The 21,500-nt window shown below is 40.4% G+C and carries 17 protein-coding genes; 3 read left to right on the top strand and 14 right to left on the bottom strand.

Features of this window, described 5'->3' with window-relative positions; genetic code table 11:
* The first annotated feature begins 121 nt into the window (after positions 1 to 121).
* Entirely contained in the window at positions 122 to 763 is a 642-nt protein-coding gene (locus B3C94_RS13525) for a response regulator transcription factor (RefSeq protein WP_120335355.1), read from the top strand.
* A 30-nt stretch (positions 764 to 793) separates the two neighbouring features.
* Here the strand turns inward: B3C94_RS13525 and B3C94_RS13520 are convergent, their stop codons facing one another.
* The 14 genes from B3C94_RS13520 to mraZ form a co-directional block, all read right to left on the bottom strand.
* A complete protein-coding gene (locus tag B3C94_RS13520; RefSeq protein WP_293904491.1) occupies positions 794 to 1,936 on the bottom strand; it encodes a sugar phosphate isomerase/epimerase family protein in 1,143 nt (380 codons plus the stop codon).
* Between the two features lie 88 nt (positions 1,937 to 2,024).
* Positions 2,025 to 3,722, bottom strand: coding sequence for a cell division protein FtsZ (gene ftsZ, locus B3C94_RS13515; RefSeq protein ID WP_293904489.1), 1,698 nt, complete (start codon positions 3,720 to 3,722; stop codon positions 2,025 to 2,027).
* Positions 3,723 to 3,862: 140 nt separating this feature from the next.
* Positions 3,863 to 5,239, bottom strand: a complete 1,377-nt coding sequence (ftsA, locus tag B3C94_RS13510; protein WP_293904487.1) for a cell division protein FtsA — start codon at positions 5,237 to 5,239, stop codon at positions 3,863 to 3,865.
* A 25-nt stretch (positions 5,240 to 5,264) separates the two neighbouring features.
* Positions 5,265 to 6,101, bottom strand: coding sequence for a cell division protein FtsQ/DivIB (locus B3C94_RS13505; protein ID WP_293904485.1), 837 nt, complete (start codon positions 6,099 to 6,101; stop codon positions 5,265 to 5,267).
* The gene (murC, locus tag B3C94_RS13500) at positions 6,094 to 7,449 is read right to left on the bottom strand and encodes a UDP-N-acetylmuramate--L-alanine ligase (RefSeq protein ID WP_293904483.1); all 1,356 of its coding nucleotides are present in this window, start codon (positions 7,447 to 7,449) and stop codon (positions 6,094 to 6,096) included. Before murC ends, B3C94_RS13505 begins: the two co-directional genes overlap by 8 nt.
* Positions 7,450 to 7,458: 9 nt before the next feature.
* Positions 7,459 to 8,562, bottom strand: coding sequence for an undecaprenyldiphospho-muramoylpentapeptide beta-N-acetylglucosaminyltransferase (gene murG, locus B3C94_RS13495; protein ID WP_293904481.1), 1,104 nt, complete (start codon positions 8,560 to 8,562; stop codon positions 7,459 to 7,461).
* Positions 8,563 to 8,575: 13 nt separating this feature from the next.
* Entirely contained in the window at positions 8,576 to 9,775 is a 1,200-nt protein-coding gene (locus tag B3C94_RS13490) for an FtsW/RodA/SpoVE family cell cycle protein (RefSeq protein WP_293904479.1), read from the bottom strand.
* A 30-nt stretch (positions 9,776 to 9,805) separates the two neighbouring features.
* Positions 9,806 to 11,179: a UDP-N-acetylmuramoyl-L-alanine--D-glutamate ligase gene (gene murD / locus B3C94_RS13485; RefSeq protein WP_293904806.1), complete on the bottom strand. Its 1,374-nt coding sequence runs from the start codon at positions 11,177 to 11,179 to the stop codon at positions 9,806 to 9,808.
* 2 nt (positions 11,180 to 11,181) lie between these two features.
* Entirely contained in the window at positions 11,182 to 12,426 is a 1,245-nt protein-coding gene (gene mraY / locus B3C94_RS13480) for a phospho-N-acetylmuramoyl-pentapeptide-transferase (protein ID WP_293904477.1), read from the bottom strand.
* Between the two features lie 4 nt (positions 12,427 to 12,430).
* Complete coding sequence (locus tag B3C94_RS13475; RefSeq protein WP_293904475.1) at positions 12,431 to 13,891, bottom strand: UDP-N-acetylmuramoyl-L-alanyl-D-glutamate--2,6-diaminopimelate ligase; 1,461 nt, start codon at positions 13,889 to 13,891, stop codon at positions 12,431 to 12,433.
* The gene (locus tag B3C94_RS13470; RefSeq protein WP_293904473.1) at positions 13,891 to 16,008 is read right to left on the bottom strand and encodes a penicillin-binding protein; all 2,118 of its coding nucleotides are present in this window, start codon (positions 16,006 to 16,008) and stop codon (positions 13,891 to 13,893) included. The genes B3C94_RS13475 and B3C94_RS13470 overlap by 1 nt, the downstream gene beginning before the upstream one ends.
* Before the next feature lie 8 nt (positions 16,009 to 16,016).
* Entirely contained in the window at positions 16,017 to 16,430 is a 414-nt protein-coding gene (locus B3C94_RS13465; protein WP_075991280.1) for an FtsL-like putative cell division protein, read from the bottom strand.
* A 15-nt stretch (positions 16,431 to 16,445) separates the two neighbouring features.
* Entirely contained in the window at positions 16,446 to 17,360 is a 915-nt protein-coding gene (gene rsmH / locus B3C94_RS13460; protein ID WP_293904470.1) for a 16S rRNA (cytosine(1402)-N(4))-methyltransferase RsmH, read from the bottom strand.
* A gap of 4 nt (positions 17,361 to 17,364) precedes the next feature.
* Positions 17,365 to 17,826, bottom strand: coding sequence for a division/cell wall cluster transcriptional repressor MraZ (mraZ, locus tag B3C94_RS13455; protein ID WP_293904468.1), 462 nt, complete (start codon positions 17,824 to 17,826; stop codon positions 17,365 to 17,367).
* Between the two features lie 434 nt (positions 17,827 to 18,260).
* Here mraZ and aspS point away from each other — a divergent pair, with 434 nt between their 5' ends.
* Positions 18,261 to 20,012: an aspartate--tRNA ligase gene (gene aspS, locus B3C94_RS13450; protein WP_293904466.1), complete on the top strand. Its 1,752-nt coding sequence runs from the start codon at positions 18,261 to 18,263 to the stop codon at positions 20,010 to 20,012.
* 96 nt (positions 20,013 to 20,108) lie between these two features.
* Positions 20,109 to 21,497, top strand: a complete 1,389-nt coding sequence (locus B3C94_RS13445) for a LutB/LldF family L-lactate oxidation iron-sulfur protein (protein ID WP_293904464.1) — start codon at positions 20,109 to 20,111, stop codon at positions 21,495 to 21,497.
* Positions 21,498 to 21,500: the final 3 nt, after the last annotated feature.

The following is a 21,500-nucleotide window of genomic DNA, read 5'->3' as shown; positions in this document are numbered from 1 at the left end:
AATTTTTATTAACTTAATTTCTTATATTTGCGCGTTAACTAGTAAAATATCAAGATATATTGTATATTGTTAGTACTTTATTTCATACGGTAATTAAAGCCCAGCATCAGATAGCATATCTATGAAAAAGATTCTTATAGCAGACGACCACGGCATTGTACGACTAGGAGCCTCCGTTATTATTAAAGAAACTCTTCAAAAAGCAGAAATATTCCAAGCTGAAACCTTCGACGAGGTTCTTGAAAAAATAAAGGTAGAGGATTTCGACCTATTATTATTGGACATTAACATGCCGGGAGGAAATAATATACGCGTTGTTGAGGAAATCCTCCAAATTCGACCAAGCATCAAAATTTTGATTTTCTCGTCTTACGACGAGTCCCTCTATGCTTTACGTTATATCGAAGCCGGAGCAGTTGGCTATCTAAACAAAACAACAGCAATGGCTGAACTTTCCAATGCTATTTTGGCTATTCAGGATAGAGGAAAGTATATGTCCAGCAACGTACAGGATCTATATATTCAGAAATTGACGCAGAGCAAGTCTGAACTGACGAAACTGAACCCCTTGGCACGTTTGTCAAATAGAGAGGTGGATGTTGCGAAGCAATTGATAAAGGGACTTGGCATTATTGAAGTATCTAGCTTATTGGAATTAAGTCCTTCAACAGTGAGTACCTATAAAAGTAGAATCTTCGAAAAGCTCAATGTTTCTAATATTCCTGAACTGATCGAACTTTTCAGAATACACTCCAACAATTAACAATTTTGTTGGAGTGTTTTTTTTATACGATTAACTTAAGTCAGCCATCGTAACGACTGGAATATCTTTTACATTCAAGTCTTTTAAAGGTTGAGATTTCTTATAAGAGTAGCCCACTTCTGCTTCTAGATCCCATAGCATTGGTGCTAAAAAGTTGAGGCAGGTAGTAAAGCCTTGAACCGTTGCAGAAAAATCGCCTGTATCTTTCGAATTCTTAGCTTCATTTTCAATTTCAAAAGGCCCGCTGAAACCACGTTCTTGCAATAAGTCAACAAAGCCTCGCCAATCCATACTGTCAGATCCACCAAAACCCGGCAACATGGCTTCGTAATGATGTCTATCCCAGTCGTGGCCTGGTATACTTACATTGGCTTTTTCAGCCAATTGGGCATCAACATGCTGCATTGGATACATCCCGCCCCAATCAATACGTGCAGCAGTCTGTAGATTACGCGTAGTCTTCACATGTATACGTTGTAGTCGTGCAATATCCGTATTGCGGATTACCTCAATAGGATTTGTATTTTGCCAGACATCATGTGAAGGATCATAGATTTCGCCATGAGCTTTGCTTGGTATCATCGCATACATTAATTTACGAGCAGCTAGCACGGCAGGAAGATTGTTATACGTAGAGCTATAACGTGATGAACGCCAGCCTTCCATTGGGCAGTTCTCGTAAAGGATAGTTACACCTAAACTCTCTGCATAATTCACGATAGGGGCAAATACACGTTTGTATTCTTCAAGGTTTTTCTGAAATCCATCAATTTGATTGCCCAATTCATGGTTGTACCCCACAAATGTCCCTACCTTAACGTTATTTGCATCACCACCAAGCAAATGTGCTATACGGATCAGTTTTAATAAATGATTTTGATTCTTTACGCGTTGTTCGGGATCTCCACCAATCATATTTTCAAAAGCACCAAGCGAAAGTTTTAAGTCAGCCTGATTGAATAGCTCAATTATTTCGGTTGCTTTTGCAGGAGTAAAATCATCATAATCCAAATGTGTTGCGGTGTGATCTTCACGGGTACCATCTTTTCTAAAGACACAGAGGTCTATACCACCGGCTCCAATTCTCTTGGTTGTCTGAATCAACTCTGGTAAGGATAATTTATCAAATGCAGAACTCATCACCCATACAGGGTTATTTAATTTTGTAGTCATAGCTTATATAGTTGTCTTATATCGGTATTTAAAGATACTAAAAAAGCCATCCGATCGGATGGCTTTTTGTTATTTTATAGCGAATCTACTAATCTACATTATCATGTAGAAAAGAATTGTTCGGTCTGATTTCAGTATTTCCATCTTCAAAAGAAAGTGTAAAACGCGATACCTGAGACTGCGAAGAATGTGGTGTATCTTCCAATGACATTTGTTTTCTCTTATAAGCGGGCTCATTCTCTAACTCATGTAGACCATTAGAAGATTTTAGTTTCATACTCAATTCCTTAAGACGTAAGATGCGTTCTTTAGTACGGACCAGCTGATCTTCAAATGAAACCTGTTCTTCTTCCACCTGAGGAACCTCTACCTGTTCATTTGTTGTACTTGACGAAAAGGTAGGTTTCTCTTCATATGCCGATGCAGAAGGAGCTGTGTAAGAATCAAAAACTGTTGGCATCTGGAATTGAAACACTGATGGTGAAGTTTTCAATTGAAAATCACTATCTCCAAATGAAGTTTCTTCTTCATAACCACCATCAAAACCTAAATCATGACGTATCACTTGAGGTTCCTCAACAGCTACTTGTTGTTGTACCGCATTTCTTGGTGAAGTGAACAAGTCAGATTGCAAATTATTTGGAGTTGAAGTATTTGTAGAAGGTGCTGGTGTATCCACACGTTGAACCGGAGTTACGAAACTATTCGTAGCTGGAACTTCTCTAGGTGCTACCTGAGAAACAGGTTTGATAAAAGAATTAGCCGGTTCAGCGGTTAAGGGCATAGACACCTTTGTATTTTCACGTTCTTTATCACGTTCTTCAGATGTTTGAAAACCAGTGGCAATAATTGTTACTGACAATTCGTCTTCAAAGTTCTCATCAATACAGTTACCCCAGATTAAATCAGCTGACAAACCAGCTTTTTCCTGAATGTAATCCGTAATGATCGCAACCTCATCCATAGTTACTTCTTTCGTTCCAGAAGTAATGTTCAATAAAATATAGCGAGCACCTTCAATCTCATTGTCTTTCAGCAATGGCGAAGCTAAGGCACCTTCCACTGCACGTAATGCACGATCTTCACCTTCGGCAACAGCATTCCCCATGATGGCCACACCACTATCATTCATAACCGTGCGAACATCTTTAAAATCGACGTTTACATAACCAGGGATAGTTATAATTTCGGCGATACCTTTTGCCGCGGTAGTCAATATATCATCTGCTTTTGCAAAAGCCGCAGTCATCGTCAAATTACCAAAGATCTCACGAAGGCGGTCGTTTGAAATCACAAGATAAGAATCTACATATTTACGTAACTCAGATAAACCTTCTTCCGCCTGTGAACGACGGCGTTTACCTTCAAACGTAAAGGGCGTAGTTACAATCGCAACAGTTAAAATTCCCAATTCTTTGGCAGCTTTCGCCAATACCGGGCTAGCACCAGTACCAGTACCACCGCCCATACCAGCTGTAATAAACAACATCTTAGTATTGGTACCCAACATACGTTTAATATCTTCAATACTTTCGATAGCTGAATTTTCACCTACATCAGGATCTGCTCCTGCTCCCATACCTTCGGTCAGACTTATCCCCAATTGAACTTTATTTGGGATCGGGCTCAATTCCAATGCCTGCGCATCAGTATTACACACGATAAAATCTACCCCACTAATTCCTTGTTTATACATGTGGTTTACGGCATTGCCGCCACCACCACCAACCCCAATAACCTTGATTATTGAAGATTGTTCTTTTAACATTTCAAACTGTATTGACATAACTTATCCCTATTTAACTTACAATGAAGATGATATCAAAACGAATCAAACCCACCATATGTAATGTAATAATAATATAATTTCAACAAAAGTTTTCCACATTTGTGAAATTGTGGAAAACTTCAACTATTGTGGAAAACTTACTTCTTATCTAAAAAACTTGCATCATCGATTTCATTACCGTCTTTAATAAAACGCTTGAACCATGACAACAATCCTTGCTCTTTCTGTTGTTGTTCGGAAACCTCTTTTGTCGTTACCGTAGTTGCATGCACTTTTTTAGATGGGGCGTGCATTTCTCTACGGCTATCCTCCTCTTCCTCATGGGATTGAATTCCTTTAATCAACAAACCAATACTTGTTGCGTACAATGGACTTTTCAATTCTTCAAATAACGGCTTTGGTAAAACCTCATTCTTAGAAAGGTATTCGTTCGGAAATCCGATACGACAATCAATTCCAGTAATATATTCAACAAGTTGTACCAGATGTTTCAATTGAGCGCCACCGCCGGTAATAACAATACCACCGATCAGTTTATTTTCATATCCAGAAGATTTGATTTCATAATACACATGCTCAATAATTTCTTCCATTCTAGCTTGAATAATATAAGCTAAGTTTTTAACGGAAATTTCTTTTGGCTCGCGACCTTTTAATCCTGGCACACAAATCACCTCATTTTCTTTGTTTTCATCAGCTAACGCTGATCCAAAGCGAGTTTTCAACAATTCGGCCTGGGAACGCAAAACAGAACAGCCTTGACGGATATCTTCTGTTACGATATTACCGCCTAAAGGAATCACAGCCGTGTGACGAATAATCCCTTCATGGAAGATGGCAACATCAGTGGTTCCACCACCGATATCGACTAATACAACACCAGCATTTTTTTCGTCTTCATCCAATACAGCTTCGGAAGACGCTAAAGGTTCGAGAATCAATTCAGCAACTTCCAAATTGGAATTATCAATACATTTTTTGATGTTCTTAATATCTGTTACACGTCCCGATATAATGTGGAAATTTGCTTCAATACGACGCCCTGCCATACCGATTGGTTCGCGAATACCCGGTTCGTTATCTACCGTAAATTCCTGTGGTAAAACATGTATAATTTCTTCTCCTGGAGGCAGTACCAGTTTATACATATCCGAAATCAATCGTTCGATATCGCGTCGAATGATTTCATCATCACCATCAGTTTTGGTAAATATTCCACGGTGTTGAATACTTTTGATGTGTTGGCCAGCAATTCCCACATTCACCACTTTAATATCCACATTGGACTGTGCTTCGGCTATCTCAACAGCCTCTAAAATACTTCCCACAGTTTTCTGGATATTAGCAACTACTCCACGGCTTACACCGGCAGAGTCAGCTTTCCCCACACCTAATAATTCAATTTTGTTTCCTGAGCTACGTCTCCCAACCGTAACACAAATTTTGGTAGTACCAATATCGAGTCCCACGATAATTGGGTTTTCTCTTTCAATTTCTGCTGCCTTTGAGTTCATAATTTCCTGTATTGTTGCTGTATTACTATAATGTATTATTTGCTACTTTTTTTGTTTGATCATCCGAAAAACTCCAGTTTCCACGTTTTTCGCAGATGATCTGACCTCCATATTTCACGTTGACAACACCATAAGCATTTATACCTACCTTTGGCATGATCTGCGTATAAAAGGTCTTTAATAATTCAAATTTTTGTTCCAATGAATCTGCAGATCCAACAATCAATTGCTGTGTCCCTATACGAGGCACAAGTTCAATATCCTTATCCGAATTCACATATATCTGCACCACCTGATTACTCCATAATTCGTCGTTTTTGATAAACTCCACAACCTTCACCAAATCCTTAACTAAAGGTGTTGATATGGTATCCAGTGCTTCATTATATCCTTCCGCGATGTTACCTGTAGCGACCATAATGTGAGGTATATACTTCAATGTTGTCGGTATTTTCAATCCTTTGGGATCCACATAAAATTCCTTTCCATTTTTGTTGATGACCCGCATGACAGCCTCGCGCTGACTAATGTTAATTCTGATCGTACCATCCATATCTGCATGTATACTGGCATCCGCAACATAGGGTAATTTACGCAAGGTCTTTTCAACCTTCTGAAAGGGGATTCCATTGACTTTCTTCCCCACGAAACTACCATAGTTTTGTTCTATTAACTTAGAGATATCGCCTTGATCAATAAAGGCTTCTGTACCTTCTATGACAATCTTAATATCTTTACAAAGCTGCTGCTCATCACGTTTTCCCACAATAGTCATAATCACGACGACAACAATTACACCGATAAAAAATAGTGTAAAGTAGAGGACACGATTCCATTGTATGTTACGTAATTTTTTAAGCATGCTCTAAAATTGCCTGTAACGGTTTAACCAATTTATCAATATCACCTGCCCCAACTGTTACGATCAGCTCTGGCTTATCATTGCGTGCAAATTCCAAGACCTCTTCTGGTGTCACAATCTGCTTTTCCGCTGCTGTAATTTTATCCAATAACCAACTCGAATTTATCCCTTCAATTGGAAGCTCCCGAGCCGGATAGATTTCCATTAACAGCAGATTGTCTGCCATGGACAACACCTCTGCAAAACCGTCTACAAAATCCCGCGTACGCGTGAATAAGTGCGGTTGAAAGACCACATTTAACTTTTTCGTAGGATACAATTTCCGCATGGAAGTCAAAAACGCGCGCAGCTCTTCTGGATGGTGTGCATAGTCATCAATATACACCGCTCCAGGCCGACGGACAATATATTCAAACCTTCTTTTCACGCCTTTAAATGTCGTCAATGCTTTCTTGATAGCTTCGTCTGCAATCCCAAGTAAGCGTGCTACCGCAATCGCTGCTACCGCGTTTTCAACATTGTGGATACCAGGAATCCCCAGATGGATATCTTCTATCCGTCCATTGGTATCTTGGTAATCAAAAAAGAACTCTCCATCACGTACATGCACATTGGAAGCATATGCATCAGCGATTTCATGGCCCGAATAACTGATTTGCCCCTTAAACTCGAGGCCTTTTTTTATAATACGTGTACCTCCTTCAACAACTTTATCCAAGAACAATTGGAACGATTCAAGCAAATGGCTCCGATCGCCATAAATGTCCAGATGATCAGCATCAGAAGAAGTTACTATTGCTATATTGGGGTGAAGCGTCAAAAATGAACGATCAAATTCATCTGCCTCAACCACAACTGTATTATTATTACCATAAAGCACATTAGTACCATAGTTAGAGCTGATTCCACCCAAAAAGGCCGAGCAGTCATAACCCGAATCTTTCAATACATGTGCCACCATTGTAGAAGTTGTCGTTTTACCGTGTGTACCGGCAACCGCCACTGTAAATCTACTCTCACTAATGATCCCTAAAACTTGAGATCTCTTATAAAGTATGTGTCCCTGAGATTCAAAAAAAGCTTTAATCTTTGAATCTTTAGGAATTGCCGGAGTAAAAATGACTAATGTCTCGGCTGTAGGAGCATGGAAAATAGCATCAATCGTATTGACATCATCTTGATATGAAATAGCAATACCTTCATTGACTAAGGTTTTAGTCAATTCAGTTTCTGTACGATCATATCCATTCACTTCACAGCCCAAATGCTTAAAATAGCGCGCAAGACCGCTCATGCCTATTCCCCCTATTCCGATCAAGTAAACTTGTTTTATTGCATCTAGATTCATACGCTTCGTCTATTTTTTATTTACCAATTTATATACCTCTTCAGCAATCTGCACATCAGCATTCAACCTACCGAGTTTTTTAATGTTTTCACTTAATTGCGCGACATGATTGGCTTCATTTAATAAATTTAAAGCAGCAGGTATCAAGTCCTTTTTTGCCTCACTGTCTTTAACCAGGAGTGCAGCTTCTTTATTGACCAATGCCATCGCATTCTTTGTCTGATGATCTTCAGCAACGTTGGGTGAAGGCACAAGAATTACTGGTTTCCCAACAACACACAGCTCAGAAATCGTCCCTGCTCCCGCCCTACTAATAATTAAATCAGCAGCGGCGTATGCATAATCCATATGCTGCAAAAAGGCCATCATCTTCACATTTTCCGGAAGTTTCCCTGCCAGCTCCTCCCTTAACTTTTCAACATAGAAACTACCGCATTGCCAAATCACCTGCACTCCTTCGTTCTTTAGATCATTCAAGTAAGCAACCACGCTTTCATTTAATGTTTTAGCTCCAAGACTACCTCCGAGTACCAAAATTGTTTTTTTGTGTGGATCCAACTCAAAGAAGGCCAATGCCTCATCTCTTTTGCCCCCTATCGCAATAGACTCGCGTCTTATCGGATTCCCAGTGAGCAATACTTTCTCAGCAGGAAAAAACTGCTCCATCCCCTCATAAGCGACACAGATCTTGGCAGCTTTTGCGCCAACCTTTTTATTGGTCACCCCTGCATATGAATTTTGTTCCTGCACGACTGTTGGTATCCCCAATTTATTGGCCATCATCAACAATGGACCGGAAGCAAAACCTCCCACGCCCACAGCTACATCAGGTCTAAAATCTTTAATTACGCTTTTTGCCTTATTCAAACTTTTCATAAGCTTAAACGGCAAAAAGATATTTTTCCACAGCTGTTTACGATTGATTCCTTGTATATCAAGTCCCACAATCTTATATCCCGCAGCCGGCACTTTATCCATTTCCATCCGGCCATTGGCACCAACAAATAGAATTTCATTTGCAGGATCCATTGCCTTCAACGCATTGGCAATCGAAATTGCCGGAAAGATATGTCCTCCGGTCCCACCACCACTGATAATTACGCGAATTGCCATGCTTAATTTATTATTATGCCGGAATAGATCCTATCACCACTTTTTTGGGTTTAGGCTTTTCATCTAATTCCTCTTTACCTTTTAATTCTTCTATATTTCTACTCACGCTCAGGATAATTCCCAAGGCGACACTCGTAAATAAAATCGAGGTTCCTCCCATACTTACCAAAGGCAACGGAACCCCCGTAACTGGACCTAAGCCTACAGCAACAGCCATATTTGCTAATGCCTGAATCGTTAAACTAAATCCCAGACCCGCAGCCAAAAAAGTACCAAAAGCTTTGGGACTCATCGTGACAATACGTATACATCGATACATAAAGGCCAGATACAGAAATAACAGAATTACCCCACCGACTGTTCCATACTCCTCGATGATGATCGCATAAATAAAATCGGAATAGGGATGCGGCAACACGTTACGCTGCACACTGTTTCCCGGTCCTTTTCCAAAAAGTCCTCCGGTCGCTATGGCAATTTTCGCATTATTTGCCTGATAGTTTTTATCATCCTGGAAGGACACGGTTTTATCTACTTTTTCAGTATGAAAAAAAGATTTTACCCGACTGATATAGGTCGCCCTACGTGGACCGAAGAAAATAACCATCATTAGCAGCACTCCACCGCCACAACAAACAATGGCAATCTGCTTAAAACTGATCCGACCGATCAAGAGCAATAAAACACTCACACCAAACAGCATCAATGCTGTAGATAGATTGGCCAAGGCAATCAGGATAAATACACCACATACCGACCCCATAATGGGTAGGAACGATTTTTTCACATCTTTAATCTCTTCCTGTTTCCGGGATAACATCCGCGCAAGAAAGACGATAAGTGACAACTTGGCTAAATCTGACGTTTGAAAGGTCAAACCTATACCTGGGATAGTCAACCAACGACTAGCCTCATTCACTTTACTACCAAATAAGAGAGTAAACAACAACAAAGGGATTGTAATACCCATCATTATTTTAGATATGCCCGCATAATACCGATAATCCAGCTTATGGGAAAGATACATCAGGATAAACCCTATGGCAATAATAGAAAAGTGCTTTAACAGATACATTTCAGTCCCTTTCCCCTCTTTATAAGCCAACGTACCTACCGAACTGTATACAGCCAAAAGCGACCATCCCGATAAGATAATCACAATGATCCATATCCATCGATCACCCTTCAATTTAGACATTATATTCTGTAGCATATCCTTCCTCCTCTTATTGGGTTACACCATTTATAATTCCATGACTGCAGCTTTAAATTTGTCGCCACGATCTTCATAGTTCTTGAACCAATCAAAACTAGCACATGCTGGCGATAGCAATACCGTATCCCCTTTTTGCGCCAAATGCGAAGACAATACTACGGCATCTTGCATGGAGGTACTGTTGACAATAATCTCCACATCTTGTTCAAATGCTTTATGAATTGCAGCTGTATCTTTTCCCAAACAAACGATAGCACGCACTTTGTCTTTGACCAAATCAGCGAGCATACTGTAATCATTTCCCTTATCTACACCACCTAATAACAATACAATTGGCGTAGAGAAACTTTCCAAAGCATACCATACCGAATTTACATTCGTTGCCTTTGAATCGTTAATGTAATTTACACCGCCGATACAGGCTACATGTTCAAGGCGATGTGGAATATTCACATACGAACCCATGCTCTCTTTCATCACTTGATTTCTCAATTCCTGCACTTTCGCAATTAACCCAGAAGCCATGCTATTATAAATATTATGCTTCCCCTGCAATGACAATTCCTCAGCTCTCATAGTGAATGTATCGTTATTTGGTGTATTAATAATTATTGTTTTATTGGCATTTAAATAAGCGCCCAATTCAACAAGTTGTTCCTGTGTAAAAGGCAAATAGGTCCCTTTACTATGATGTCTTTCCAATCCTTTAATTGTTTCTGGATCGTCGAGGCAGTATATAAAATAATCGTTCTCCGTTTGATTCTGAATCATCCTGAATTTTGAATCCACATAATTTTCCATTTTATGGTCATAGCGATCCAAATGATCAGGCGTAATATTCAATATAACAGCAACATCTGCTCTAAAATGGTACATATCATCCAGCATAAAGCTTGATATTTCCAAGACATAGCAGTCAAACTGTTCTTTAGCTACCTGAAGCGCAAAGCTCTTTCCGATATTGCCTGCCAGTCCGACATTTAAGCCTCCGTGTTTGAGCATCTCGTAGGTCAGCATGGTTGTCGTAGACTTCCCGTTTGACCCTGTGATACAGATTAATTTTGCATCTGTATACTGCGCTGCAAATTCAATTTCCGCAATCACAGGTATATTTTTTGCTTTCAGAGCGACCACCAAAGGCACCGTCTCTGGAATACCGGGACTTTTCACAACCAGCGCCGCATTCAAGATGCGCCCCTCATCATGTTGACCTTCCTCAAAAGGTATTCCTTCTGCTTTCAACCGCTCCTTATAATGATCCGCTATAAGCCCTTTATCTGATACAAATACATCGAATCCCTTTTCTTTCCCAAGGATCGCCGTTCCAACGCCACTTTCGCCTGCGCCTAAAATGACCAAACTTCCAGATTGAGGATAATATGTTGTTGCGATATTTGACATCATTATCTAATTTTCAATGTTACAATAGTAAGAATAGCCAATATGATTCCTACAATGACAAAACGTGTTACAATCTTCGCTTCGTGATAGCCCTTCTTCTGAAAGTGGTGATGTAATGGCGACATCAGGAAGATTCTTCTACCCTCACCGTATTTCTTTTTTGTGTATTTGAAATACGACACCTGAAGAATAACCGAAAGGTTCTCCAAAAGAAATACCCCACATAAAATCGGAATCAGCAATTCTTTCCGGATCAGGATAGCAAAAGCAGCAATAATACCACCGATCGCCAAACTTCCTGTGTCACCCATAAAAACCTGAGCCGGGTACGTATTATACCACAAGAATCCAACACACGCCCCAACAAATGCGCCGGCGAAAATCACGAGTTCTCCGGAATTGGGGATATACATAATATTGAGGTAATCTGAAAAGATTACGTTACCCGACACGTACGCTAAAATGGCTAAAGTAATACCAATGATAGCGGATGTACTCGTGGCTAAACCATCAATACCATCTGTAATATTTGCGCCGTTTGAAACTGCCGTAACGATAAAAATAACGACAACTAAGAAGACGACGAAAGTCAGATAATCGCTCTGTAGTCCGAATATTTTAAACACCTTAGCATAATCAAACTCGTTATTTTTATAAAACGGAATATTTGTCTTAGATGATTTCACGTTTTCAGCATAGGTCTTCTCACCTGTACCTTCATTGATAACCACTTCAACAGGCTTGGTAGACGTCGGTTTATCTACTCCTTTTCGAACAACGATATCAGGATGAAAATACATTGTACAAGCAATGATTGCTCCCAATCCAACTTGCCCAACAACTTTAAACTTACCTGCTAAACCTTCTTTATTATGTCTAAAAACCTTAATGTAATCGTCCAAAAATCCAATTGCACCCATCCACAGCGTTGTCACAATCATGATAATCACATAGATATTCGTCAATTTGGCGAACAATAACGTCGGAATAAGGATACCAGCAATAATGATAATTCCACCCATTGTCGGTGTACCAGCTTTCTTCTTTTCTCCCTCAAGCCCCAAATCACGAATTGTCTCTCCGACTTGCTTATTGTGCAAGAATTGAATCAATTTTCCCCCAAAAACCGTGGTAATAATCAATGAAGCAATTACAGCCATAGATGTCCGGAAGGAGATGTATTGAAATAAGCCTCCCCCTGGTATATGAATGTATTCACTGAGCCACGTAAAAAGATGGTATAACATATTTCTATTTTTCGTTAAATGTATTCTCTAAAACTACTTTGTCATCAAAATGATGTTTCACACCATTTATATCCTGATACTTTTCATGTCCTTTTCCTGCCACAAGGATAATATCACCTGGACTGGCCAATTGATAGGCCACCCGTATGGCTTCCTTCCGATCAGCTATGGAAAGCGTCTTTACCTTTTGATCCATTGCCACACCAGCTTCAATATCTTTAATAATCTGATAGGGATCTTCTGTACGTGGATTGTCGGAGGTAATCAAAAAACGATCGCTATAACGCAAGGCAGCTTCAGCCATTTCAGGCCGTTTGGTCTTATCCCGATCGCCTCCACATCCCAATACAGTAATGATTTTTTGTTCTGGACGTCTCAATGAACTAATGGTCTTCAACACATTTTCCACGGCATCAGGCGTATGGGCATAATCTACGATTCCAAAAACACCCGAAGCCGACTTCATCGTTTCAAATCTTCCTTCAGCACCCTTTAGTGTGCTTAGTGCAGTCAACACTTTTACCGTTTCCTGCTCAAGCAATATCGCCGCAGCATAAACCGCCAAAAGGTTATAGGCATTGAAGTCACCGATTAATTTCACCCACACCTCTTGTCCGTCAACACTCATCAGCATGCCATCGAAATGACTTTCGATAACCTTTGCTTTAAAATCTGCACCAGAACGCAAGCCATAGCTTTTCCGATGTGACACTGTATTTTGGAGCATGACCTGACCATTTCTATCGTCAGCATTCGTCAAAGCAAAAGCATTCGCATCCAAATCATCAAAAAACTTCTTTTTCGCTTTGATATAGTTATCAAAGGTTTTATGAAAATCAAGGTGATCATGTGTAATATTCGTGAATATCGCCCCCGCAAATAACAGTCCCGCGATACGCTCCTGAACCACAGCATGTGAACTAACCTCCATAAAAGCATAGTCACAACCATCATCAACCATATCCCGCAACAATTTATTCAATTGAATAGGGTCTGGCGTTGTATGAGTAGCCGGTATAATCTTCGTTCCAATCTGGTTCTGTACTGTAGATAATAAACCTACATGGTAGCCCAATTCGGTAAACAATTGAAACAACAAGGTAGCTACTGTCGTTTTACCATTTGTGCCGGTCACGCCTACAAGTTTCAGCTGCTCAGCAGGATTTCCGTAGAAATTAGCAGCAGCCACACCCAAAGCATAAGCAGAATCAGCCACTAAAATATAGACCACAGAATCCAGTGTTTCTTCTGGCAGTTCCTCCACTATAACTGCTCTAGCTCCAGAAGTAATTGCTTTATCGACAAACAAGTGACCATCTGTTTGAACACCCCGCACTGCGATAAACAAACTTCCCAACTCCACTTTTCTGGAATCAAAGCACAAAGAGTGCACATCAACCTCTTCAAGGTTCCCTACAACCTGCTGTACAGGGATAGCATGCAATACTTTTTTTAAATCCATCATTACTTAAGTTCTAAATTTATCGCCGTTCCAAAAGCCAGTTTCTGTCCTGCAGCTAACGACTGTATTCCCACTCTTCCTTTTCCTGTCACATGTGCTTTAAATCCTGCATTCTCCACAACATATAAAGCATCCATCAATCCCATTCCGACAACATTCGGAACAATTCCTTCTTTATATTTTAAATCCATGAACGGTACGCCTCTTGTAGAGGTATCCACCTCTCCCCGTGCAATTGTATCCCAATTCACTGTATTAATTCCCAACCTGTCGTATACTTTTTTACTAGCTTCCTTCGACCCTTGTAAAGTCAATGGCATTCTTCCACCCACATTGACCGCCTTAAACGTCTTTTTCCCTTCCATCTCCATATCGTTGGCATAAACCATATCGGCAAGCTCTTTAAATACAGGTCCAGCCACTGATCCCCCATAATATCCGTTTCTCGGATTACGAATCACCACAATAATGGAATATTTTGGATCTTCAGCTGGAAAATACCCCGCGAATGAAGATTGATATCGTCTAGCACCGTACCCTCTCGAGCCATCAGCCATCTGTGCAGTACCTGTTTTACCACCAGAGCTATACAACGGACTGGCAACACTTCTACCTGTTCCTTCAGTCATAACACCTTCCATCATTCCCCGCACCTCTGCTAAAGCATGATCCGAGGCGATCTTTTCGTTAATCACTTTCGCTTGAAACGTTTGAATTGTATTTCCTAAATGCCGAATTTCTTTAACAAATAGTGGCGCTATCAATTTACCGTTATTGGCGACAGCATTATAAAATGTCAACGTTTGCAATGGCGTTATTTTCATTTCATAACCATAAGCCATCTGCACAAGCGACAATCCACTCCAGCTCTTGCTTTTCGATGATTTTACCAAGGGTACACCTTCCCCTGGAATCTGCAGTCCCAAAGTCTTACCAAAACCGAAAGAATGCAGTTTCGATGTAAACTGGTCTGGATTATCTTTATATGCTTGGTAAACAAACTTAGTAACCCCCACATTCGATGATTCCTCAAAAGCCCGTTTAGCCGAAATTATCGACTTCTTAGGTGCATGTGAATCACGAATAGTATGCTTGTAAATTGGCCAATTACCATTACCAATATTTACGGTTGTACTCGAGTCTATTTTTTTATCATCAATCAAGGCTAAATAAGAAGCCAACTTAAATGTTGAACCCGGGTCTGCACTTTGCGCAATTGCAAGATTGAACTTTTCACGATAGACACCATCTTTATCTCGCATAAAATTGGCCACCGCACGCACTTCGCCTGTTTTCACCTCCATCATCACAACACAGCCCTCGTCCGCATTACTCGTAATCATCTGCTTCTCCAAAGCCCTTTGCGCCATATCCTGCATATTCACATCAATGGTAGAGATAATGTCAGACCCATCAACTGGAGCAACCTCGATATCTTTGTTAACAGGAATCCAAACTCCACCAGCAATCCGTTGCATCAACCTCTTCCCGCTTTTTCCATCGATATATTCACCATACGCACCCTCCAGTCCAACATGAATATTCTCTTTCACATTTTTATAACCAATGGTTCTCGCAGCGAGATTAACAAAAGGTAAAATACGCTTATTCTGCCGATCTGTAATCAAACAACTCGGATAACGTTCCTTGTTGACACGGGCAGATTTAAGTAAAGGAAATTGCTTGATCCTTTTTAAATCCTGATGCGACACATTGCGTTTCAGCAACAAGTAACGCTGTTTTTTATTCCGTGCCTGTTTTAATAATGTCAAATATTGCCGAGACGATTTATCCTTGAAAAAATCAGCAAGTTTAATAGCCAAAGAGTCAACTTTCAAATTGAAATACTCTTCACCTTCCTCCGGAATCGCCATTGCATCAAAACGAAGCTCATATTCAGGGACCGAAGTAGCCAATAAACTCCCGTCATTTGAATAGATATTACCACGGGCAGCTTCCACCTCCCGTTCCTGAATAGAAAGGCTATCTGCCAAAGCTTTCCAATGCTGCCCATCGACATATTGCAATTTGGTCATTTTTCCAAATACCAAAAACGCAAGCAGTACAATAAGCCCGAAAGCAAAGTAGACGCGAACAAGAATCGTATTTCTGATACTCATAACTCTTCCTATTTATCTTCTTTATTCTCTATAACTTCGACTTTGATCGGCGGTTCCACACGCTCTTTCAACCCCAAAGAATCCACACGTTTTGCAATTTCTGTCTGCGTAGACATCTTCATCAGTTCGGCAGAAAGAGACTTATGATCCCAACCTAATTCCTTCACCTCTTTACTTACTTTATCGATACTCCGAATAGTTCGCTCTGCAAAATGACGATTGGAAATATACAACAACATCAAAAAGGCAATGAAAGCTCCAAAAGGCAAGTACTGCAATATTTTATTTAACGAAAGGTCTCCAACGGTAAAAAGCGTTTTAATAAACGCTTCTGTTTGTTCCGCCTTTTCCTCGACAGTTTCTTGTAGTTCCTCCTGAACTTCTTCACTCAGCTCTTTCTGTCTTATTGTATTTCTGCTCATCCTCTCGCTCCATTTTTAAGACAAATCCAACTTTTCAGCAATACGCAGTTTCGCACTGCGTGATCTATTATTTACCGACAATTCCTGCGCAGATGCCGTAATCGCTTTACGGCTCAACACATGAAATGGCTTAATTTCATTTCCAAAAAAATCCTTCTCAACCTCACCTTTAAACTTACCTTTGGCCATAAAATTTTTGACCAAACGGTCCTCCAAAGAGTGGTAAGACATAACAGCCAATCGACCTTCAGCACCTAACACGTCAACTGTCTGCAATAAAAATTCCTGTAAGGCTTCCAACTCACGGTTCACTTCTATACGAAGCGCCTGAAATACCTGCGCATGATATTTATGCTCTTTACTTTTCGGTACCATACGCTGAATCACCTCCTTCAATTCAGCAACAGTTTGGATTGGCTGCGCCAAACGCGCCGTAACAATAGTTTTTGCAAGCGATTTCGCATTCATGATTTCACCATACATACCAAAAATACGATGAAGATCTTCCTCCGAATAGGTCGCCAAAAGCGATTTCGCATCCAAATCGCCGACCTGATCCATACGCATATCCAGATCTGCATCAAAACGAATGGAAAACCCGCGATCTGCTGCATCAAATTGATGCGAAGAAACACCTAGATCCGCCAAAATACCATCTACAGAACGCACACCTTCCAAACGAAGGCTATTTTTTAAAAATCTAAAGTTTTGATGGATCAATGTAAAACGAGGATCATCAATTGCATTTTCCAATGCATCCGGATCTTGATCAAAAGCAAACAGCTTGCCCTTCGGCCCTAATCTCTTCAGAATCTCCCGAGAATGACCACCACCACCAAAAGTCACATCCACGTAGATGCCATCCGGCTTTATAGCCAAAGCATCCATGCATTCTTGTAACATTACCGGAACATGATATACATTCTCCATACGCTTATATTCCAAAATTAATATCTCCCATTACCTCTGCCGCCAAAGATGATATATCTTCCACACCACCATCACCCATCAAATCCTCATAACCTTCTTTTGACCAAACCTCAATTTTATTAAATTGACACGCCAACACCAACTCTGTGTTTATACCTGCGAATTCCAACAAACTTTTCGGCAATAAAACACGACCCGCAGCATCCAATGTCAATTCTGTAGCGCCACGTGTAAAAGCACGGACAAACGCACGAACTTTAGGGTCGAATTGATTCAATTTCGCCAGCTTAGCCGTCATCAAATCCCACTCCTCCCGCGGATAAAACACGAGATGTTTCTCAAAACCGCGATTCACCACAAGACCATCCCGCTCTACATGAGGCATTTGCCTCTTGAGCGCAGCTGGCAACACCATCCTTCCTTTGGCGTCTAACTTGCATTCGAATTCTCCGATCAACTGAGTCATGTCGTCAATTATCCTATTCTAATTTAAATGTAAAAGTATACACTTTCTCCCACTTTCCCCCACTTTATCACATAAAAAAGTTTTCCACATCGAAAAATAGCTACAACAAACAGAAGTCGACTTAAGAAGAAACATGTATAAAACCTTATTTACAAGCAGTTAAACAGCTATCTCCTACTAAAAATAAGATCTAGAATAGACGCTAATTTTTCAGGCTTTTTTTCCAAAAACCGGAAATGAATTGTAAAAATTTCCTCTTTAGAAATTTAATTTTACGCAATTCCTCCTAAAGAGGGAGCAAAGTGGGAGATCTCAAAATCAGAAGCAAAACATGTGGAAGAAAGTGGGAGGAGGTTGCTCAAATAAGCTTAACAGAATTCGTTATTGTCGAGTAAAACCAATAATTTTGCGTAAAATATAATTTTAATAACAATATGCACAGAACACACACTTGTGGAGAATTAACACTAGCTGACTTAGGGAAAACGGTTACCCTAAGTGGATGGGTTCAGAAATCGCGCGATTTGGGCGGTATGACTTTCATCGATGTTAGAGACCGATATGGTATCACACAATTAACGTTCAATGCAGATGATGATGCTTCCTTGCGCGCAAGTGCCCGTGAGCTCGGAAGAGAATATGTCATCAAGGTAACCGGAGAAGTTATCGAACGTTCCAATAAAAATGCTAAAATCTCTACAGGAGATATTGAAATCAAGGTTTCAAATCTTGAAATATTAAATGCCGCTAAATTACCTCCTTTTACAATAGAAGATGAAACAGATGGCGGTGATGACATCAGAATGAAGTTCAGATACCTAGATTTGCGTCGTAATCCCGTACGTGAAAATCTTATTTTACGTCATAAGACCTCACAAGAGGTACGCCGTTATCTTGACTCCCAAAACTTCCTGGAAGTAGAAACCCCATACCTGATTAAATCAACTCCAGAGGGAGCACGCGACTTTGTCGTACCTTCCCGTATGAATCCTGGAGAATTTTATGCGTTACCTCAATCCCCACAGACCTTCAAACAATTATTGATGGTTTCAGGATTTGATCGCTATTTTCAAATTGTCAAATGTTTTCGTGATGAAGATTTGCGTGCAGACCGCCAACCAGAATTCACGCAAATAGACTGTGAAATGTCTTTTGTAGAACAGGAAGATGTATTAAATATCTTTGAAGGACTTGCAAAACATATCTTCAAAACAATCAAAGGTATCGACTTAGGCAATGTTCCGCGTATGACTTACGCAGACGCGATGCGCCTTTACGGATCAGACAAACCGGATATCCGTTTCGGAATGCAGTTTGTTGAACTAAACGAGGTTGCCAAAGGAAAAGGTTTCCCTGTATTTGATGCAGCAGAGTTAGTGGTTGGTATCAATGCGGAAAATTGTGCGCATTATACCAGAAAACAACTGGATGCATTGACAGATTTTATCAAACGTCCACAGATTGGTGCAACGGGCTTGGTATATGCGCGTGTGAATGAAGACGGTTCAGTCAAGTCGTCCGTTGATAAATTTTTCACGCCAGAACAACTGTCGGCAATTGCAGAAGCGTTCCACGCGAAACCTGGCGACTTATTGTTAATTATGGCTGGTGGAACAGACAAAGTTCGCAAACAACTTAATGAACTACGTCTAGAAGTAGCAGCACAACTTGGTTTCCGCAACAAAGAAACCTTTGCTCCATTATGGGTCGTTGATTTCCCACTATTGGAATGGGACGAAGAAAGTGGCCGTTTCCACGCCATGCACCACCCATTCACTTCACCAAAACCGGAAGATATTCCACTTTTAGATACCAATCCCGGAGAAGTAAGAGCAAATGCCTATGACTTTGTTTTAAACGGTGTAGAAGTCGGTGGTGGATCAATCCGTATCCATGACAGAGAGCTTCAATCGCTCATGTTCAAACATTTAGGATTCAGTCCTGAAGAAGCAAAAAAACAATTTGGATTCCTTATGGAGGCCTTTACCTTCGGTGCTCCTCCACATGGTGGATTGGCCTTTGGTTTTGATCGACTAGTATCCTTATTGGCAGGTTTAGATTCCATCCGCGACGTGATTGCCTTCCCAAAAAACAACTCGGGAAGAGATGTTATGATTGACGCACCGTCAACCATCCACCAAGAGCAGCTGGACGAGCTAAGCTTAAATATTGCGATAAAAGCATAAATTATTTAACTCGATTTTCGAGAAACAATTTATTAACAGTATATTTAAAAGTTGGTAATTTTTACCAACTTTTTTTGTGAAAAATTAGCAGATTAGATGGCAGAGAGTACCGCTAATACGTTTATTAAGGAAAGTGCGCAAAAAGCATTTGACACCAAACACCGCGATATTATCAATTACAATATCGACAAATACAGCATGGCTTTCGAAAAAGGCAAGAGCAAATTTGCGGACCTTGAAAATAGCAAGATAAAAGCGAACCTGATCAAATGGAAGGTCATGGAAAATCTCGATCGTTATTTGTTGCAATTTGAAGCAAACTTCACGGCTCGAGGCGGAAAAGTAATCTGGGCCAACGATGCTACGGAAGCCTTGGACGAAATCTATTCGATCATTGCACGTAAAAAAGCAAAATCTGTCGTAAAGTCAAAATCGATGGCGACAGAAGAGATCGAGCTTAATCATTTTCTGGCCTCCAAAAATATTGAAGCCATAGAAACTGATCTTGGCGAGTATATCATTCAGCTACTGGACCAAAAACCCTATCATTTTGTTACGCCGGCCATGCATCTGAGCCTGGAAGATATTGCCAAGCTTTTTCACGAGAAATTTGACACACCGCTAGATGCATCTGCGGAACAACTTACAATGAAGGCCCGAGAATTACTTCGAGATCGTTACCTATCGGCAGAAATTGGGATTACAGGAGCCAATTTCTTAATTGCAGAAACTGGAAGTATAGCAATTACCGAAAATGAAGGAAACGCCCGATTGACATCGACCTTCCCCAAAACACATATCGCCGTCGTTGGAATAGAAAAAATCATTCCCAGCGTACAAGATTTGGAAGTCTTTTGGCCACTCCTATCCACACATGGAACGGGTCAAAATCTAACGGTATACAATACGCTACTCACTGGGCCAAAACAACCTTATGAATCGGATGGTCCCGAAGAAATGTATGTTATACTGCTTGACAATGGCCGCAGCAAACTCTTAGCGCAAAAGGAACAACGCCAGGGCTTATATTGCATCCGCTGTGGTGCTTGTCTAAATGTATGTCCAATCTACCAGAATATCGGTGGACATACCTATGAAACGACTTATCAGGGTCCAATTGGATCGCTCATATCGCCACATTTAAATGGCATGAAAGAATTCAAACACCTAAGCTACGCTTCCACACTCTGTGGAAAATGTACAGAGGTCTGTCCTGTCGGTATTGACATTCAACGCATGCTTCTCGTCAACAGAAAAGATTCTGTTGATCAAGGCTTAGCAGCAAAAACAGAACAAAAAGTCTGGCAATGGTTTACCTATGGTATCATGCGTAGAAAACTGATCGATTTCTTCGGCGGGAAATTTAAAAATTTCTTTCTCAAAAAACTCTTTCAGAAAACCTGGGGAGATCAACGGGAACTACCCAAATTGGCCGACAAATCCTTCTCCAAACAATGGAAAGAACATCAAAAAAATAAAGAATAACAA

This window comes from Sphingobacterium sp. UBA5670 (assembly GCF_002420705.1).
Lineage (GTDB): Bacteria > Bacteroidota > Bacteroidia > Sphingobacteriales > Sphingobacteriaceae > Sphingobacterium.
This window is presented reverse-complemented; position numbering and strand designations above follow the sequence as displayed.

Coding starts and splice junctions, on each gene's coding strand:
- B3C94_RS13525 (WP_120335355.1), top strand. CDS start 122: ATGAAAAAGATTCTTATAGCAGACGACCACGGCATTGTACGACTAGGA.
- B3C94_RS13520 (WP_293904491.1), bottom strand. CDS start 1,936: ATGACTACAAAATTAAATAACCCTGTATGGGTGATGAGTTCTGCATTT.
- ftsZ (WP_293904489.1), bottom strand. CDS start 3,722: ATGTCAATACAGTTTGAAATGTTAAAAGAACAATCTTCAATAATCAAG.
- ftsA (WP_293904487.1), bottom strand. CDS start 5,239: ATGAACTCAAAGGCAGCAGAAATTGAAAGAGAAAACCCAATTATCGTG.
- B3C94_RS13505 (WP_293904485.1), bottom strand. CDS start 6,101: ATGCTTAAAAAATTACGTAACATACAATGGAATCGTGTCCTCTACTTT.
- murC (WP_293904483.1), bottom strand. CDS start 7,449: ATGAATCTAGATGCAATAAAACAAGTTTACTTGATCGGAATAGGGGGA.
- murG (WP_293904481.1), bottom strand. CDS start 8,562: ATGGCAATTCGCGTAATTATCAGTGGTGGTGGGACCGGAGGACATATC.
- B3C94_RS13490 (WP_293904479.1), bottom strand. CDS start 9,775: ATGCTACAGAATATAATGTCTAAATTGAAGGGTGATCGATGGATATGG.
- murD (WP_293904806.1), bottom strand. CDS start 11,179: ATGTCAAATATCGCAACAACATATTATCCTCAATCTGGAAGTTTGGTC.
- mraY (WP_293904477.1), bottom strand. CDS start 12,426: ATGTTATACCATCTTTTTACGTGGCTCAGTGAATACATTCATATACCA.
- B3C94_RS13475 (WP_293904475.1), bottom strand. CDS start 13,891: ATGATGGATTTAAAAAAAGTATTGCATGCTATCCCTGTACAGCAGGTT.
- B3C94_RS13470 (WP_293904473.1), bottom strand. CDS start 16,008: ATGAGTATCAGAAATACGATTCTTGTTCGCGTCTACTTTGCTTTCGGG.
- B3C94_RS13465 (WP_075991280.1), bottom strand. CDS start 16,430: ATGAGCAGAAATACAATAAGACAGAAAGAGCTGAGTGAAGAAGTTCAG.
- rsmH (WP_293904470.1), bottom strand. CDS start 17,360: ATGGAGAATGTATATCATGTTCCGGTAATGTTACAAGAATGCATGGAT.
- mraZ (WP_293904468.1), bottom strand. CDS start 17,826: ATGACTCAGTTGATCGGAGAATTCGAATGCAAGTTAGACGCCAAAGGA.
- aspS (WP_293904466.1), top strand. CDS start 18,261: ATGCACAGAACACACACTTGTGGAGAATTAACACTAGCTGACTTAGGG.
- B3C94_RS13445 (WP_293904464.1), top strand. CDS start 20,109: ATGGCAGAGAGTACCGCTAATACGTTTATTAAGGAAAGTGCGCAAAAA.